This window comes from Candidatus Njordibacter sp. Uisw_058, assembly GCF_047730065.1.
Lineage (GTDB): Bacteria > Pseudomonadota > Gammaproteobacteria > Pseudomonadales > Balneatricaceae > Njordibacter.
The window spans coordinates 447501-463563 of sequence record NZ_CP159829.1; the positions used below are offsets into that span (position 1 = coordinate 447501).

Here is a 16063-nt window from a genome sequence, read left to right on the forward strand (position 1 = left end):
AAGCTATTTAGGTAGCGCCTCGTGTCTCACCATTGGGGGTAGAGCACTGTTTCGGCTAGGGGGTCATCCCGACTTACCAACCCGATGCAAACTCCGAATACCAATGAGTGCAATCACGGGAGACACACGGCGGGTGCTAACGTCCGTCGTGGAAAGGGAAACAACCCAGACCGTCAGCTAAGGTCCCAAAGTTATAGTTAAGTGGGAAACGATGTGGGAAGGTTTAGACAGCTAGGAGGTTGGCTTAGAAGCAGCCATCCTTTAAAGAAAGCGTAATAGCTCACTAGTCGAATCGGCCTGCGCGGAAGATATAACGGGGCTCAAACTATACACCGAAGCTACGGACGCATGCTTGCATGCGTGGTAGAGGAGCGTTCTGTAGGCCGTTGAAGGGAAAGCTGAGAGGCATCCTGGAGGTATCAGAAGTGCGAATGCTGACATGAGTAACGATAAGGGGAGTGAAAAGCTCCCCCGCCGGAAGACCAAGGTTTCCTATCCAATGCTAATCAGGGTAGGGTGAGTCGGCCCCTAAGGCGAGGCTGAAGAGCGTAGTCGATGGGAAGCAGGTTAATATTCCTGCACCACTCAATATTGCGAAGGAGGGACGGAGAAGGCTAGTCCAGCGCGGCGTTGGTTGTCCGCGTTTAAGCGTGTAGGCTTAAATCTTAGGTAAATCCGGGATTTTTTAAGGCTGAGGCGTGATGACGAGGTCCATTAGGACTGAAGTGGTTGATGCCATGCTTCCAGGAAAAGCTTCTAAGCATCAGATATTGAGTGACCGTACCCCAAACCGACACAGGTGGTCAGGTAGAGAATACCAAGGCGCTTGAGAGAACTCGGGTGAAGGAACTAGGCAAAATGGTACCGTAACTTCGGGAGAAGGTACGCCGCTGATGGTGATGGGACTTGCTCCCTAAGCTGTTGGCGGCCGAAGATACCAGGTGGCTGCGACTGTTTATTAAAAACACAGCACTGTGCAAACACGAAAGTGGACGTATACGGTGTGACGCCTGCCCGGTGCCGGAAGGTTAATTGATGGGGTTAGCTTCGGCGAAGCTCTTGATCGAAGCCCCGGTAAACGGCGGCCGTAACTATAACGGTCCTAAGGTAGCGAAATTCCTTGTCGGGTAAGTTCCGACCTGCACGAATGGCGTAACGACGGCCACACTGTCTCCACCCGAGACTCAGTGAAATTGAAATCGCTGTTAAGATGCAGTGTATCCGCGGCTAGACGGAAAGACCCCGTGAACCTTTACTATAGCTTCACAGTGAACTTTGAACCTATTTGTGTAGGATAGGTGGGAGGCTTTGAAACTGGGACGCTAGTCTCAGTGGAGCCAAACTTGAAATACCACCCTGGTATGTTTGAGGTTCTAACTCAGGTCCGTAATCCGGATCGAGGACACTGTGTGGTGGGTAGTTTGACTGGGGCGGTCTCCTCCCAAAGAGTAACGGAGGAGCACGAAGGTATGCTAATCATGGTCGGAAATCATGAGGTTAGTGCAATGGCATAAGCATGCTTAACTGCGAGACAGACACGTCGAGCAGATACGAAAGTAGGTCATAGTGATCCGGTGGTTCTGAATGGAAGGGCCATCGCTCAACGGATAAAAGGTACTCCGGGGATAACAGGCTGATACCGCCCAAGAGTTCACATCGACGGCGGTGTTTGGCACCTCGATGTCGGCTCATCACATCCTGGGGCTGAAGCCGGTCCCAAGGGTATGGCTGTTCGCCATTTAAAGTGGTACGCGAGCTGGGTTTAGAACGTCGTGAGACAGTTCGGTCCCTATCTGCCGTGGACGTTTGAGATTTGAGAAGAGTTGCTCCTAGTACGAGAGGACCGGAGTGAACGAACCTCTGGTGTTCCGGTTGTCACGCCAGTGGCATTGCCGGGTAGCTACGTTCGGACAGGATAACCGCTGAAAGCATCTAAGCGGGAAGCCCCCTTCAAGATGAGATCTCACAGGACTTTAAGTCCCTAAAGAGCCGTTCAAGACTAGGACGTTGATAGGTTGGGTGTGTAAGCACGGTAACGTGTTGAGCTAACCAATACTAATTGCTCGTGAGGCTTGACCATATAACGCCAAAAGCGTTGTACAAGCGAAGAAGTACGATTAAGTTTACGAAGGATAAGTGCTTGATAAGCGCATGATGTAGGACCTAGACAGTGGATATCACAGATTCAAGGATGTAGATTGATTGTAGGATTGATTGATCTTCATTCACCTTTTTTGCTTGGCGACCATAGCGAGATGGAACCACCTGACCCCATTCCGAACTCAGAAGTGAAACGTTTTAGCGCCGATGGTAGTGTGGGGTTTCCCCATGTGAGAGTAGGTCATCGCCAAGCACCTCATTTAATAAGAAAGCCTCAATGCTCACGCACTGGGGCTTTTTTATTGGGCGCTTGAAAGCCCTGATGTTACGATGAACTTCTCTCACATGGACACCAACAGCGCAGCTTGCTGCTGCACACCATGTGTTAGTAGGGTGAGACTGGCGCACTTGGCAAAGCAGGGCTTTGCGCCACTTGAACGACCCGCCTCTTCGATGTGGGGCCGGGCCATCGCCAAGCACCTCATTTAATAAGAAAGCCTCAATGCTCACGCACTGAGGCTTTTTTATTGGGCGCTTAAAAGCCATGCGTGAGCCTAACGGACCCAAGCAATCTAACTGCGCAGGTATTGAATTAGCCCGCGGGGAGCATCAAGATGGGTGGTGAAACGATATTTCATGCCAAGGGGGAGCAGATGCTTATCCTGTAGTCTCTTGCAGCATCATCGAAACCCACCAATACACACAATGTAATTACTTATACAGTTAGTTAGTGTGGTACTACCTGCTCAACCTTAACCATTGCATGACCATCAACTAAGCTAAGTTTTAATTTTTGCTTAGCATTGATCTGCCCCGTCTCTGTGATGACCGTGCCTTGTTCATTTTGGGTGACGCTATAGCCTCGCGACAAAGTGTGCAGTGGACTTAACTGATTAAGCTGTGTTGCAAGGCTCGAAAATCTTTGTGATTGTTGACTTAATGATGACTTCTGAGCCGTTGTTAAGCGTTGACTTAACTGCATGACATGGCGAGTATGAGACTTAATAAATACATTTGGATTACTACTTAACAGGCTAGCCTGCCTTTGATTATACCTTCCATGCTTTGTCTGTAAGTTCTTTAGCGCAGCCTGTTCTAACCTTGCTTGAATATGGTCTAAGCGTTGGCTTTGATCGTTGAGAGATTGGCCTGGGTGTTTGAGCAACGCGCGCAAACGAGCGACATCTAATTGTTGATGTTGCAGGTGTTTGTGCCACTGTTGGCGTAACTGGCGTTCAAGTTGACCCACTCTGTAGACAAGTTCACCTTGGTCTTGACTGACGAGTTCGGCAGCTGCCGAGGGAGTAGGCATGCGGCAATCTGCCGCAAAGTCAGCAATGGTAAAATCAGTTTCGTGACCTACAGCACTCACCGTGGGAATGCGACTGGCATAAATAGTGCGAGCTAAATGCTCATCATTATAACTCCAAAGATCCTCGATTGAGCCACCACCGCGGGTGATTACGATGACGTCGTGTTGACCTAAAAGATTACAAAGTTCAATGGCTTTAGCACTTTCAAAAGCGGCATTTGGGCCTTGCACAGTCACTGGTAATAGGTCGACAGCTAGACTAGGCATGCGTTGTTGTAATACTTTCAAAAAGTCATGAATAGCAGCACCGTCGGCGGAACTGATAACAGCTATGCGCTGACAATGAGATGGAATAGCGCGCTTATGTTGTTCCTCAAATAAGCCTTCATCCAGCAGTTTTTGCTTTAAGGCCACAAAAGCCTGCTGCAAGTTACCACTACCTGCGAGCTGAATTTTTTCGCCAATGAGTTGATAGTCGCCGCGCCCAGGGTAAATACTAACCTTGGCTTGGAAGTGCACCAAATCACCTTCTTTTGGGCTAAAGTCACAATATAGATTACGATTGCGAAACATGGCGCAACTCACCTGTCCGTCCATATCTTTAAGACGGAAGTACCAATGCCCAGATCGCGCTGCGGTAAAGCCTGAAATTTCACCAATAACCGTCACTATACCAAAGCGACTTTCTAACAAAGTCCTGGCAGCGTGGTTTAGCTCGCTTACTTGCCAAATACGCTCAATGGGGGTGTCTGAACTACTCATGTAAGGCCTTGATCTGAGCAATAGAATTTAGCTATAAATGATACACCAAAAGCACTAAGAAAAGATCCTAGGCCTATGGTCATGGTCTAGGTTTTTCCAGTATAATGTAGCGTTTCCTTTCACCTATTAAAAGGATGCACCCATGCTACGACTTGCCGAAGAAGCCCTCACGTTTGATGACGTACTCTTAGTACCCGGTTATTCGGAGGTGCTGCCCAAAGATGTTCACCTGCAAACTCATATTGCCCGCGACTTACCTTTAAATATCCCCCTTGCCTCTGCTGCTATGGACACTGTGACCGAGGCACGCTTGGCTATTGCCATTGCCCAAGAAGGTGGCATTGGTATCGTTCACAAAAATCTCACTGTTGCCGAGCAAGCCGAACAAGTTTTACGCGTTAAAAAGCATGAGAGTGGTGTAGTCAAAGATCCAGTAACCTGTTCATCTGACATGACTGTTGGAGACCTACAAAGTTTGGCGGCCAAAACAGGCTTTTCGGGCTTTCCGGTAGTGGATAATGGTTTGTTGGTTGGTATTGTGACAAGTCGTGATATGCGCTTTGAAAACCATGTTGACGCGCGCGTAGATACCATTATGACCACCAAAGACAACTTAGTCACCGTCGAACCCGGAGTAGATCAGGATACGGTGCGTAACTTACTGCGTAGGCACCGTATTGAGCGCGTATTAGTGGTGGATGAAAACTTTTCCCTGCAAGGCATGATGACGGTGAAAGATATGTACCGTGCTAAAGCTTATCCCAATGCATGTAAAGATGCACAAGGTAGCTTGCGAGTGGGTGCTGCAGTAGGTACGGGGACAGAAACTGAAGCTCGGGTCACGGCCTTAGTTGGGGCTGGGGTTGATTTAATTATTGTTGATACCGCCCACGGTCATTCTGCGGGGGTGATAGAGTGGGTTCGCTGGGTTAAGGCAAACTTTCCCCACGTGCAAGTAGTGGGTGGAAATATTGCAACCGCTGAGGCTGCTGAAGCCCTAGCTGATGCTGGAGCAGATGGTGTTAAAGTAGGCATTGGTCCCGGTTCTATATGTACCACGCGCATTGTAGCGGGTATTGGTGTGCCACAAATTACTGCAGTAGCCAATGTGGCAGCGGTGATGAGTCCCCGTGGTATTCCTGTGATTGCAGATGGGGGCGTACGCTATTCTGGTGACTTAGCCAAAGCCATCGCCGCGGGCGCGAGTGTCGTGATGGCTGGCAGTTTGTTGGCGGGAACAGATGAAGCACCGGGTGAGGTTGAACTATTTCAGGGCCGCGCGTATAAAGCTTATCGTGGTATGGGCTCGATTGGAGCCATGGGTCAAACCCAAGGTTCTAGTGATCGTTATTTTCAAAGTACCGATGAGGGAGTAGAGAAGCTTGTTCCAGAGGGCATTGAAGGTCGCGTAGCATGTAAGGGCCCCATGGCTGCGATTGTGCATCAAATGATGGGTGGTTTGCGGGCCAGCATGGGCTACACAGGCTGTGCCAATATGGAACAAATGCGCACCATTCCAACTTTTACCCGCATAACTAGTGCTGGTATGAGAGAAAGCCATGTTCATGACGTGACAATTACCAAAGAAGCGCCCAACTATCGGGCTAAATAAGCCGTACTAATCAACTTGGCTAAGTAATTAGCTGCTGATTTTAATTAACACGGTTCTAGACTCCTCATAGAGCTAAAGCCCATTCACGGAGTGACACACGATGCAGGACATCCATGCACAACGGATTCTCATCTTGGATTTTGGTTCCCAATACACACAATTAATTGCCCGTAGAGTTCGGGAAATTGGTGTTTATTGTGAAATCCGTGCTTATGACATGAACGAGCAAGCGATTCTTGATTTTGCCCCTAAAGGTATTATATTGGCTGGCGGCCCAGAGTCTGTGACCGAAGTTCATAGCCCGCGTGCACCGGCAGTTGTTTTTCAAATGAATGTGCCTGTGCTAGGCATTTGTTATGGTATGCAAACCATGGCAGAGCAGTTGGGGGGCAAGGTTAGCGCATCAGACGAGCGCGAATTTGGTTATGCCAACGTGCAAGTAGAAACAGCAGGTGCACTGCTTAAAGACATTCATGACGACCTGCAGGCTGATACATGCAGTTTAAACGTTTGGATGAGCCATGGTGACAAGGTCACGCAGATGCCTGAAGACTTTACCTGCATGGCATCCACAGATAGTGCGCCTATTGCTGGCATGAGTAATGAAGCAAAACGCTTTTATGGCTTACAGTTTCATCCAGAGGTGACTCACACTAACCAAGGTGGTGCGATTCTCGAACGTTTTGTGAGTGATATTTGTGGTTGTGAAGGTTTATGGACTGCAAGTAATATTATTGATGATGCCATTGGGACTGTGCGTCATAAGGTAGGCAAAGACATCGTATTGCTGGGTCTTTCGGGTGGCGTAGATTCATCTGTTGTGGCGGCATTACTGCACAAGGCCATTGGTGACCAACTGGTGTGTGTATTTGTTGACAATGGTTTGTTGCGTCTTAATGAAGGCGACCAAGTAATGCAGATGTTTGCTGAAAATATGGGTGTGCGAGTCATTCGAGCAGACGCACAAGCATTGTTTCTTGATAACCTTAAGGGCGTCTCAGATCCAGAGGCCAAACGTAAAGTCATCGGCAATACTTTTATCGATGTATTTGATGCTGAAGCTACTAAAATTACCAATGTGAAGTGGCTCGCCCAAGGAACTATTTATCCGGATGTCATCGAGTCCGCGGCTGCAGAAACGGGTAAGGCCCATGTCATAAAATCCCATCACAACGTGGGCGGTTTGCCAGCTGACATGGCTTTTGAGTTAGTGGAACCACTGCGTGAATTATTTAAAGACGAAGTACGAAAAATTGGTTTAGAACTTGGCTTACCATACAACATGGTTTACCGTCATCCCTTCCCAGGTCCTGGTCTTGGGGTGCGCATATTAGGTGAAGTGAAACAAGAATATGCCGACATTCTGCGTTTAGCTGATGCCATTTTCATGGAAGAATTACATACATCGGGCTGGTACCAAAAAACCAGTCAAGCCTTTGTGGTCTTCCTACCCGTCAAATCTGTAGGTGTGGTGGGTGATGGACGTCGCTATGAGTGGGTAGTTAGTCTAAGAGCGGTAGAAACAATCGACTTTATGACCGCTCGTTGGGCCCACCTTCCCTATGAACTATTGGAAAAAGTCTCGGGTCGAATTATTAACGAAATAGCAGGTATCTCTCGGGTTGCCTATGATGTTTCCAGTAAACCCCCTGCCACTATTGAGTGGGAATGATGAAGTATATTTAAGTCATTGAAAGTATTTACTAAAAAATTTATAGTGACAAAATTATGAAAAGTTAAGCCGTTGATAAAATGAGGTTATTTTTTCGGTGTTACAAAGAAACCTACAAACTATAGGAACAATTGCGAAACGTAGAAATGGCTGAAAAAATATCAATAGAATTAAACATAAGAATTTATGAGCATACAGATATGGAAGACATCATTCATATTTGGGAAGAGTGCGGTTTGATAAGAAGTTGGAATAACCCAAAATTAGATATTGAGCGTAAAGTAAACATACAAAAAGATTTGTTTTTTGTCGGTGAACTCTCAAACAAAATAATTGCTACCGCTATGTTTGGTTATGATGGACATAGAGGATGGTTAAACTACTTGGCAGTTCTTCCTAAATACCAAAAAAGTGGCTTTGGAAAACAGTTGTTAGAATTTGGAGAGAAGATACTTGTTGATAAAGGCTGCCCAAAAATAAACCTTCAAATCAGAGCAGATAACAAAGAAGCGATAAACTTTTATAAGGCAGTTGGCTACAGTGAAGATGAAGTAATCAGTTTTGGAAAAAGGTTGATTGAAGATTGAGCCATCTACTTACAAAGCACTTACATAGTGAAAATAAAATACAATAAAATCAATGACCTATTCGATGTGTACCATTGAGTGGGAATAAGGGCTCAGTAAACTTGAGAGATCAGACCATGCAGGTCAACACCGACAGCGCCACCTTGATAGACCTAGAATTTATGGAACAAGCCATTGCTTTGGCAACCCAAGCGGAGCAAATATGTGAAGTGCCTGTGGGTGCGCTAGTGGTATGTGATGGTCAGATTATTGGCCAAGGTTATAACCAAACCATTAATTTACATGATCCCTGTGGTCATGCTGAGATTATAGCCTTGCGTCAAGCTGCGCAAACTTTAGGCAATCACCGTCTGAGTGGCTGCGATCTTTATGTCACACTTGAGCCTTGCACTATGTGCGTGGGCGCTCTTATCCATGCGCGTATTCGACGACTTGTGTATGCAGCGAGTGAACCTAAGGCGGGAGCTGTAGTGAGCCAAATGCAGCTGTTAGAACAGCCCTATTTCAACCATAGTGTGCAGGTTATATCAGGCGTTCTGGCTGATGAATCGGGTAGGATGTTGAGCAATTTTTTTAAACAGCGACGCAAACAACACAAAGCTAACAAAGCTGATAAAGCGAATTCTAATTCCATTACAGATCAATCCAAAGAAGCAGTTCTCTAGAGGCCACAAATGTTAATTCTTCGCGGTGCACCCGCTCTATCTGACTTTCGTAATCAACGTCTACTAACTCGTTTACAAGATGCGCTGCCTAATATTGAAGCTGTCTATGCTGAGTTTATGCACTTTGTTTTGGTTGATGGGGATTTGACTGACCTTGACGTCGACAAGCTCAATAAAGTGCTGCGCTATGGCCCCAATGTGCCGGTACAAAACCTCAGTGACCACCTAGTATTGGTGATTCCCCGCTTAGGTACTATTTCACCTTGGTCTAGTAAGGCAACAGATATTGCTCATAATTGTGGTTTGCAGCAAGTCAAACGCATAGAGCGCGGTACGGCTTTTTATCTGATTACATCGCAGTCTTTGTCGGCTGAAGAATATACTCTGGCAGCAGCCCTATTGCATGATCGCATGGTAGAACAAACGTTAACTTCCTTAGATCAGGCTAAAGGCTTGTTTGTGCAAACTCAACCGGCGCCTCTAGCATGGATTGATATTTTACATGGGGGGCGCGAGGCTCTGGTTAAGGCAAATATAAGCTTGGGTATGGCTTTAGCTGAGGATGAAATTGATTACCTTGTGACAGCCTTTGTCGAATTGGGCCGCAACCCAACAGACGTTGAATTGATGATGTTTGCCCAAGCTAATTCGGAACATTGTCGCCATAAAATATTTAATGCAAGCTGGTCTATTGATGGTGAAGATCAAGCCTTGTCGTTGTTTAAGATGATTAAGAATACCAATGAGCTTAATGGTGAGGGTGTCCTATCAGCCTACATCGATAATGCCTCAGTGATCAAAGGTCATACAGCGGGTCGTTTCTTCCCTCAATCAGAAAATCAGCAATATGCTTATCATGAGGAAGAAATTCACCTATTGATGAAGGTTGAAACCCATAACCATCCCACTGCCATTGCTCCTTTTGCAGGCGCAGCCACAGGTTCTGGTGGAGAAATACGTGACGAGGGTGCCACTGGAAAGGGCTCTAAGCCCAAAGCAGGCCTTACGGGTTACAGTGTATCTAACTTGCGTATTCCTGAGTTTGAACAGGCTTGGGAAGTAGATTATGGCAAACCTGATCGCATTGCGTCTGCCTTAGACATTATGTTAGAAGGGCCTATTGGTGGCGCAGCCTTTAACAATGAATTTGGCCGTCCAGCCTTAAATGGTTATTTTCGCACCTATGAAGCTCAAGTTGCAGGCATCAACGGCCCAGACATTCGTGGTTATCATAAACCAATCATGATCGCAGGGGGCATGGGTAATATTCGTGCAAACCATGTAGAAAAAGGTGAGGTGGGAGTGGGTGATCAATTGATCTGTCTAGGTGGTCCAGCCATGCAAATTGGTCTGGGTGGTGGCGCTGCTTCTTCCATGGACTCAGGAGCGAGTGCTGAAAACTTAGACTTTGCCTCGGTGCAGCGTGATAACCCAGAACTAGAAAGACGCTGTCAGGAAGTGATCGACCGCTGTTGGCAAATGGGTGATCATAACCCCATCAGTTTTATACACGATGTAGGTGCAGGTGGCTTATCCAATGCCTTCCCAGAATTAGTTAAGGATGGTGGCCGTGGTGGAGCATTTCAGTTGCGCAATATCAATAATGATGAGCCTGGCATGTCGCCGCTTGCAATCTGGTGCAACGAAGCTCAAGAACGTTATGTGCTGGCGGTGCCACCAAAAAATATGGATGTTTTCACGGCCCTATGTGCGCGCGAACGTTGTCCTTATGCAGTGGTAGGAGAAGCCACTCAAGAGCACCATTTATCCTTAGGTGACACAGACTTTGTTGATCAACCTGTGGATCTGCCTATGTCTGTATTATTTGGTAAACCACCTAAAATGCATCGGGATGTAAAGCGACAAGAGGTTGAACTACCTGCCTTAGATCTGTCTCATGTGGATTTGCCTGAAGCAGTGAGGCGCGTGCTGCATTTGCCTACAGTAGCAGGCAAAGGTTTTTTGATCACCATTGGTGATCGATCGATTACGGGCATGGTGGCCCGTGAACAAATGGTTGGTCCATGGCAAGTGCCTGTGGCCAATTGTGCGGTCACTACCACCGCCTTAGACTCAACTACGGGTGAAGCCATGGCCATGGGTGAGCGCACGCCATTGGCCTTAATTGATGGGCCTGCTTCAGGTCGCATGGCCATTGGTGAAACAATTACCAATATGGCCTGTGCGCAAATTGAGCAGATCAGTAATATTCGTCTGTCTGCTAATTGGATGTCTCCAGCAGGCTATGCCGGTGAAGATGCAAACTTATACGATACGGTCAAAGCCGTGGGCATGGAATTATGTCCAGCCCTAGGCATTTCTATTCCTGTGGGCAAAGACTCTATGTCTATGCGCACTGTATGGCGTGATGGTGATATTGATAAGAGCGTGACCTCACCGGTGTCTTTGGTCATTACTGGTTTTGCACCCGTGGCTGATGTGCGTAAGACCCTAACCCCTCAGTTAGTGAGTAATACAGGTGAAACTGCTCTTATTTTAGTTGACTTAGGCAATGGGAAAAACCGCTTAGGTGGCTCCTGTTTAGCACAGGTATACAGTCAGTTAGGTGATCACTGTCCAGATTTAGACGATGCAGATGACCTATTAGGCTTGTTTAGTGCCGTACAAGGACTTAATGAAGATGGTTTATTACTCGCCTATCATGATCGTTCTGATGGGGGTGTGTACACCACCTTAGTGGAAATGTGCCTAGCGGGTCATGTCGGTGTGGATATTGAATGTGCTGATCTCATTAGTGATGCTGATGATTTATTGGCTTGGCTGTTTAATGAAGAATTGGGTGTGGTGTTGCAAGTTAAAAGTGCCGACAGTGCTGAGGTGTTGCGCCAACTCAGCTCCTGCGGTTTGGCAGAACAAAGCCGAGTAATCGGCACCCTCAACACAGATGACCAAATTAGGTTCACGATTAAAGGTGAAACCGTCTTAACGGACTCAAGAACGCAGATTCATCGCACTTGGGCGCATACAAGCTTTCGCCTGCAAGCCATGCGAGACAATGCCAATTGTGCACAACAAGAATACGATGCCTTATTAGACGCGAACAACCCAGGCCTAAACTCGCTTCTCACTTTTGACAGTAATGAGGATGTGGCTGCTGAGTTAATTGCCAGTGGCCAGCGTCCACGGGTTGCCATAGTGCGCGAACAAGGCGTTAACGGTCAGCTTGAAATGGCTGCTGCTTTTGTGAAGGCTGGTTTTGATTGTGTTGATGTGCACATGAGTGACATTTTAGAGGGGCGTCGTGCTCTAAGTGAATTTAAAGGGTTGGTTGCCTGTGGCGGCTTCTCATATGGAGACGTATTGGGTGCGGGTGAGGGATGGGCCAAGTCCATTTTATTTAACCCCTTAGCGCGCCAAGCGTTTAGTGATTTCTTTCAGCGAGAAGATAGTTTTGCCTTGGGGGTGTGTAATGGTTGCCAAATGTTGTCTAACTTGCACGAATTAATTCCTGGGAGTGACCATTGGCCGCACTTTGTGCGCAACCAATCAGAGCAATTTGAGGGCCGAACGGCGCTGGTGCAAGTACAAGACAATGATTCAATTTTATTACAAGGGATGGCAGGGTCACATATGCCCATTGCCATTGCCCATGGTGAAGGTCATGCAGAATTTTCCAGTGACGAACAGCGTCAAATCTGTGAGCAAAAGGTCGCTCTTCGGTTCGTTGATGGTTATGGCCAAGTCACAGAAGAGTATCCAGCTAATCCCAATGGCTCAGTCAATGGCATTACTGGGCTTACGGCAGCTAATGGCCGTGTGACCATCATGATGCCCCATCCTGAAAGAGTGTACCGCAGTTGTACTAACTCATGGGTAGACAAAGCTTGGGGTGAGGACGGGCCATGGATGAGAATCTTCCGCAATGCCCGTGTATGGGTAGGTTAAAGCGTGCGAGTTAACTTTGAGTAAATAATCATGGCATTACAGTTTGAAATCATCCCAGTCACACCGTTTCAGCAAAATTGCAGTCTAGTATGGTGTGATGAAACCATGCAAGCGGCCTTAGTTGACCCTGGTGGAGAATCACCCCGTTTGTTAGAACGAGTGTCAGCACATGGGGTGCAACTGACACAGATTTTATTGACCCACGCTCACATTGATCATGCAGGCGCTGCAGGTCAATTGTCTGAAGATAAAGGCCTGCCTATTATTGGTCCCCATGAAGGTGATCAATTTTGGATTGATGGTCTAGCCGATCAAAGCCGCATGTTCCAGTTCCCAGAAGCCAAATCTTTCATACCCTCGCGCTGGCTGCATCAGGGAGACCAAGTTAGCGTGGGTGATGAAACCTTAGATGTGTTGCACTGCCCGGGGCACACCCCAGGCCATGTGGTGTTTCATCACCAAGATCAAGGTTTATTGTTTGTGGGTGATGTGTTGTTCCAAGGTTCAATAGGGCGCACAGACTTCCCTCAAGGAGACCATGCCACATTGATTGAAGCCATCAAAACAAAACTACTCGTACTGCAAGACAGCGTCAAATTTGTGCCAGGCCATGGACCAATGTCTACCATCGGTTCTGAGCGTCTTACGAATCCATTCCTACAGGGTTAAGTCGTTGAGTTAGTGGTCATTATTAATGACACATTAGTATCAGAAATCCATATGGTGAAGTTGCATAAGCCCCTGCTTGCGGTCTTCAAAATAACGCTTTAAGGTTTCAGTTACGGTACCAAAAGCCAGATCATGCCAAGGGATATCAGCCTCATTGTAGAGTTCAACTTCTAAGCTTTCTGGACCAGAGCCATACTCAGCCACGGTCATTTCAGCTAAGTAATAAAGGTGTACTTGATTACCTTTGGACAGGTTGCATACACTGAACAAAGCCCCAAGTTGAGGGGTTGCATAGGCTTCTTCGTAGGTCTCTCTAAGAGCTGCTTGCTGAGTTGTCTCGCCATTTTCCATGAAGCCTGCGGGCAAAGTCCAGTAACCTAGCCGGGGCTCTATGGCACGCTTGCACAATAATACTTGGCCTTCAAAGATGGGAATAGTGCCCGCTATAATGCGAGGGTTTTCATAAAAAATAAATTCACATTCGTCACAGACATAACGCTGACGATTGTCACCTTCGGGCACAATAAAGCTTACTAAAGCACGACAATGGCTACAATATTTCATGATATGTTTTGCACCTCTCACTTAACTGATGTGTTTATTGTAAGATAAACACTCTTCACTAGAAACAAGGAATTGTAGATTCAAACCAATGCATCAGTTTATTACCCAAAAATTATCACAATATCAGCCTCGAACACTCATTGCAGACTTACAAACCCCAGCAGCAGTGTTGGTGGCGATCACTGACGATAAGCATAATCCTGAGGTGATCCTCACGCGCAGGGCACAACATTTGCCCACTCATAAAGGCCAGATTGCTTTTCCAGGTGGTAAGGCAGACCCTGACGATGCCGACCTAGTCGCCACTGCATTGAGAGAAGCCTATGAAGAAGTGGCACTCAAACCAGAAGCCGTGGCAGTGGTTGGAAAAATGGGGCAGGTGTTATCCAGACAAGGGTTTGTGGTGACGCCTGTGATTGGTGTTGTGCCAACTTCGGTGGTCAATCAACTGATGCCTAATCTTGGAGAATTAGATCGCATATTCACGGTCCCTTTGAGATTTTTTGTAGATACGAAGCCGCAGATGGATGCTTTACCGCTTGCAAAGGGAGTTAAACAGGTGCCAAGTTTCTATTATGATGAGTATCGTATTTGGGGTATGACCGCCTTTATTCTGGCTGAATTTGTTAATTTAGTTTACGATGCGCGTATTGATCTATACACCCAGCAAAAGGATGCTTAACAGTGTCAGGAAAAACCATTGCTTCCCCCTGTGTCAACATTTGTTATTTAGATGATGACGACATCTGCCAGGGCTGTTATCGATCAGGGGACGAAATTGTCGCTTGGATGCGCTTAGACGAAGATGGCCGTAAACAAGTGTTAGCCAATGTGCGCGAACGCGAACTGGCCAGTCCATTTGTCACCATTGTGCAGCCTTAATGCACCTCTTCTACAGTCACCTCTACGCGGTGTAAGCGCACTGTCTTAATAAAGTTGCCTCTAATCTGAACCGTCTCAAGATGGTACTCTCCCAGTTTTAAACACACATTAAACTGCGGTATCTCTTCGAGTCTTTCAGTGATTAAACCGTTGAGTGTTTTAGGCCCATCAATGGGCAAGGACCAAGTAAGAGCCTTGTTGATGTCACGCACGGTAGTCGTGCCATCAATGAAAAACGAACCATCTTCCTGAGCATGGATGTCGTCATTTTCAAGGTCTTGTTCTTCGGCCATGTCACCTACAATTTCTTCTAAAATATCTTCCAGTGTGGTTAGTCCCTGAATGTCACCATATTCATCCACCACCAAAGCCACCCAATATTTACGCTTTTGAAAGTTTAGCAATTGAGTATTCAAAGGAGTGCTTTCAGGCACGAAATAAGGCTCTTGCGCCAAGGCCAAAAACTCCTCCTTAGATGGTTTTTCTGCGTACATTAGAGGCAGTATTTGCCTTACGTGCACCATACCTACCACATTATTTAGTTCTTCTTGGTATAAGGGTATGCGTGTATGTGGGCTTTGACTGATGGTATTTAAAATCGTACTAATGTCGTCGTTAATATCAATCCCCACAATTTCGTTGCGGGGAATCATAATATCTTCCACTGTCACTGTATCTAAATCCAATATGCTCAACAACATGGATTGATTGCGCCTTGGAATGAGCGCCCCCGCTTCATGCACGATGGTACGTAACTCTTCTGAACTTAGGTGATCGCTGACCTTGGCTGCAGCATTAAAACCAAGCATGCGCAGTAGGCCATTACAAATGGTATTAACCAACCATACAAAGGGGTAAAGCAGTTTAAGTAAGGGCGACAGAATTAAAGAAGCAGGAAAAGCCACCTGCTCAGGCTTAATTGCGGCCACTGTTTTGGGGGTGACCTCGGCAAAAATAAGGATTACTAAAGTGAGCATTGCCGTAGCAACGGCAACTCCAGCATCACCCATTAGGCGCAGAGCAATCATGGTCGCAATAGCAGAGGCTAAAATGTTTACAAAATTGTTGCCAATGAGTATGACGCCAATCAGGCGGTCTGGTCGATCTAAGAGCCGGCTCGCACGCATGGCTCCTCGGTGTTTTTGTTTAACTAAGTGGCGCAGGCGATACCGATTGAGGGACATCATGCCAGTTTCTGAACTGGAGAAAAATGCCGACAATAAAATGAGGAAGGCTAGGCTAGAAAATAAGTATCCTAAAGGGATTTCGCTCAAGGCGGGGGTGACCTCGTATCAGTTATGGCTGTCAATTCTTATGCCTTAGGCGCTTCGT

Annotated in this window: 12 protein-coding genes and 2 rRNA genes (1 of these 14 running past the window's edge); 10 read left to right on the forward strand and 4 right to left on the reverse strand. The window is 46.8% G+C overall.

The genetic code is table 11. The features are described from left to right. Together ABXT59_RS02160 and rrf are read left to right on the forward strand one after the other, a co-directional pair. Positions 1-2080 (forward strand): 23S ribosomal RNA (locus ABXT59_RS02160) (it extends 809 nt beyond the left edge of the window). 157 nt (positions 2081-2237) lie between these two features. Then, a 5S ribosomal RNA gene (gene rrf, locus ABXT59_RS02165) occupies positions 2238-2353 on the forward strand. A gap of 88 nt (positions 2354-2441) precedes the next feature. Here the strand turns inward: rrf and ABXT59_RS02170 are convergent. Continuing rightward, entirely contained in the window at positions 2442-2570 is a 129-nt protein-coding gene (locus tag ABXT59_RS02170) for a hypothetical protein (RefSeq protein ID WP_443637398.1), read from the reverse strand. A 257-nt stretch (positions 2571-2827) separates the two neighbouring features. Then, positions 2828-4174: an exodeoxyribonuclease VII large subunit gene (gene xseA, locus ABXT59_RS02175; protein WP_443637399.1), complete on the reverse strand. Its 1347-nt coding sequence runs from the start codon at positions 4172-4174 to the stop codon at positions 2828-2830. A gap of 142 nt (positions 4175-4316) precedes the next feature. Here xseA and guaB point away from each other — a divergent pair, with 142 nt between their 5' ends. From guaB to ABXT59_RS02205, 6 genes are all read left to right on the forward strand, one after another. Continuing rightward, positions 4317-5786 (forward strand): IMP dehydrogenase, encoded by a 1470-nt coding sequence (gene guaB, locus ABXT59_RS02180; RefSeq protein ID WP_443637401.1) that lies wholly within the window; start codon positions 4317-4319, stop codon positions 5784-5786. Positions 5787-5886: 100 nt separating this feature from the next. After that, positions 5887-7458, forward strand: coding sequence for a glutamine-hydrolyzing GMP synthase (gene guaA / locus ABXT59_RS02185; protein ID WP_443637402.1), 1572 nt, complete (start codon positions 5887-5889; stop codon positions 7456-7458). 146 nt (positions 7459-7604) lie between these two features. After that, on the forward strand, positions 7605-8045 hold the full coding sequence (locus tag ABXT59_RS02190; protein ID WP_443637404.1) for a GNAT family acetyltransferase: 441 nt from the start codon (positions 7605-7607) through the stop codon (positions 8043-8045). A 101-nt stretch (positions 8046-8146) separates the two neighbouring features. Further along, positions 8147-8710: a tRNA adenosine(34) deaminase TadA gene (gene tadA, locus ABXT59_RS02195; RefSeq protein ID WP_443637405.1), complete on the forward strand. Its 564-nt coding sequence runs from the start codon at positions 8147-8149 to the stop codon at positions 8708-8710. A 9-nt stretch (positions 8711-8719) separates the two neighbouring features. Beyond that, positions 8720-12616, forward strand: coding sequence for a phosphoribosylformylglycinamidine synthase (gene purL / locus ABXT59_RS02200; protein WP_443637406.1), 3897 nt, complete (start codon positions 8720-8722; stop codon positions 12614-12616). Between the two features lie 30 nt (positions 12617-12646). Then, positions 12647-13285 (forward strand): MBL fold metallo-hydrolase, encoded by a 639-nt coding sequence (locus ABXT59_RS02205; protein ID WP_443637408.1) that lies wholly within the window; start codon positions 12647-12649, stop codon positions 13283-13285. A gap of 39 nt (positions 13286-13324) precedes the next feature. Here the strand turns inward: ABXT59_RS02205 and ABXT59_RS02210 are convergent, their stop codons facing one another. After that, positions 13325-13849 carry an NUDIX hydrolase gene (locus ABXT59_RS02210; RefSeq protein ID WP_443637409.1) on the reverse strand — a complete coding sequence of 175 codons (525 nt, stop codon included), beginning with the start codon at positions 13847-13849 and terminating at the stop codon, positions 13325-13327. Between the two features lie 88 nt (positions 13850-13937). Here ABXT59_RS02210 and ABXT59_RS02215 point away from each other — a divergent pair, with 88 nt between their 5' ends. Beyond that, positions 13938-14531, forward strand: coding sequence for a CoA pyrophosphatase (locus ABXT59_RS02215; protein ID WP_443637411.1), 594 nt, complete (start codon positions 13938-13940; stop codon positions 14529-14531). A gap of 2 nt (positions 14532-14533) precedes the next feature. Then, a complete protein-coding gene (locus ABXT59_RS02220; RefSeq protein ID WP_443637413.1) occupies positions 14534-14731 on the forward strand; it encodes a DUF1289 domain-containing protein in 198 nt (65 codons plus the stop codon). Here ABXT59_RS02220 and ABXT59_RS02225 read toward each other — a convergent pair. Further along, positions 14728-16005: an HlyC/CorC family transporter gene (locus tag ABXT59_RS02225; protein ID WP_443637415.1), complete on the reverse strand. Its 1278-nt coding sequence runs from the start codon at positions 16003-16005 to the stop codon at positions 14728-14730. The two genes, ABXT59_RS02220 and ABXT59_RS02225, sit on opposite strands and share 4 nt — an antisense overlap. Positions 16006-16063 lie beyond the last annotated feature (58 nt).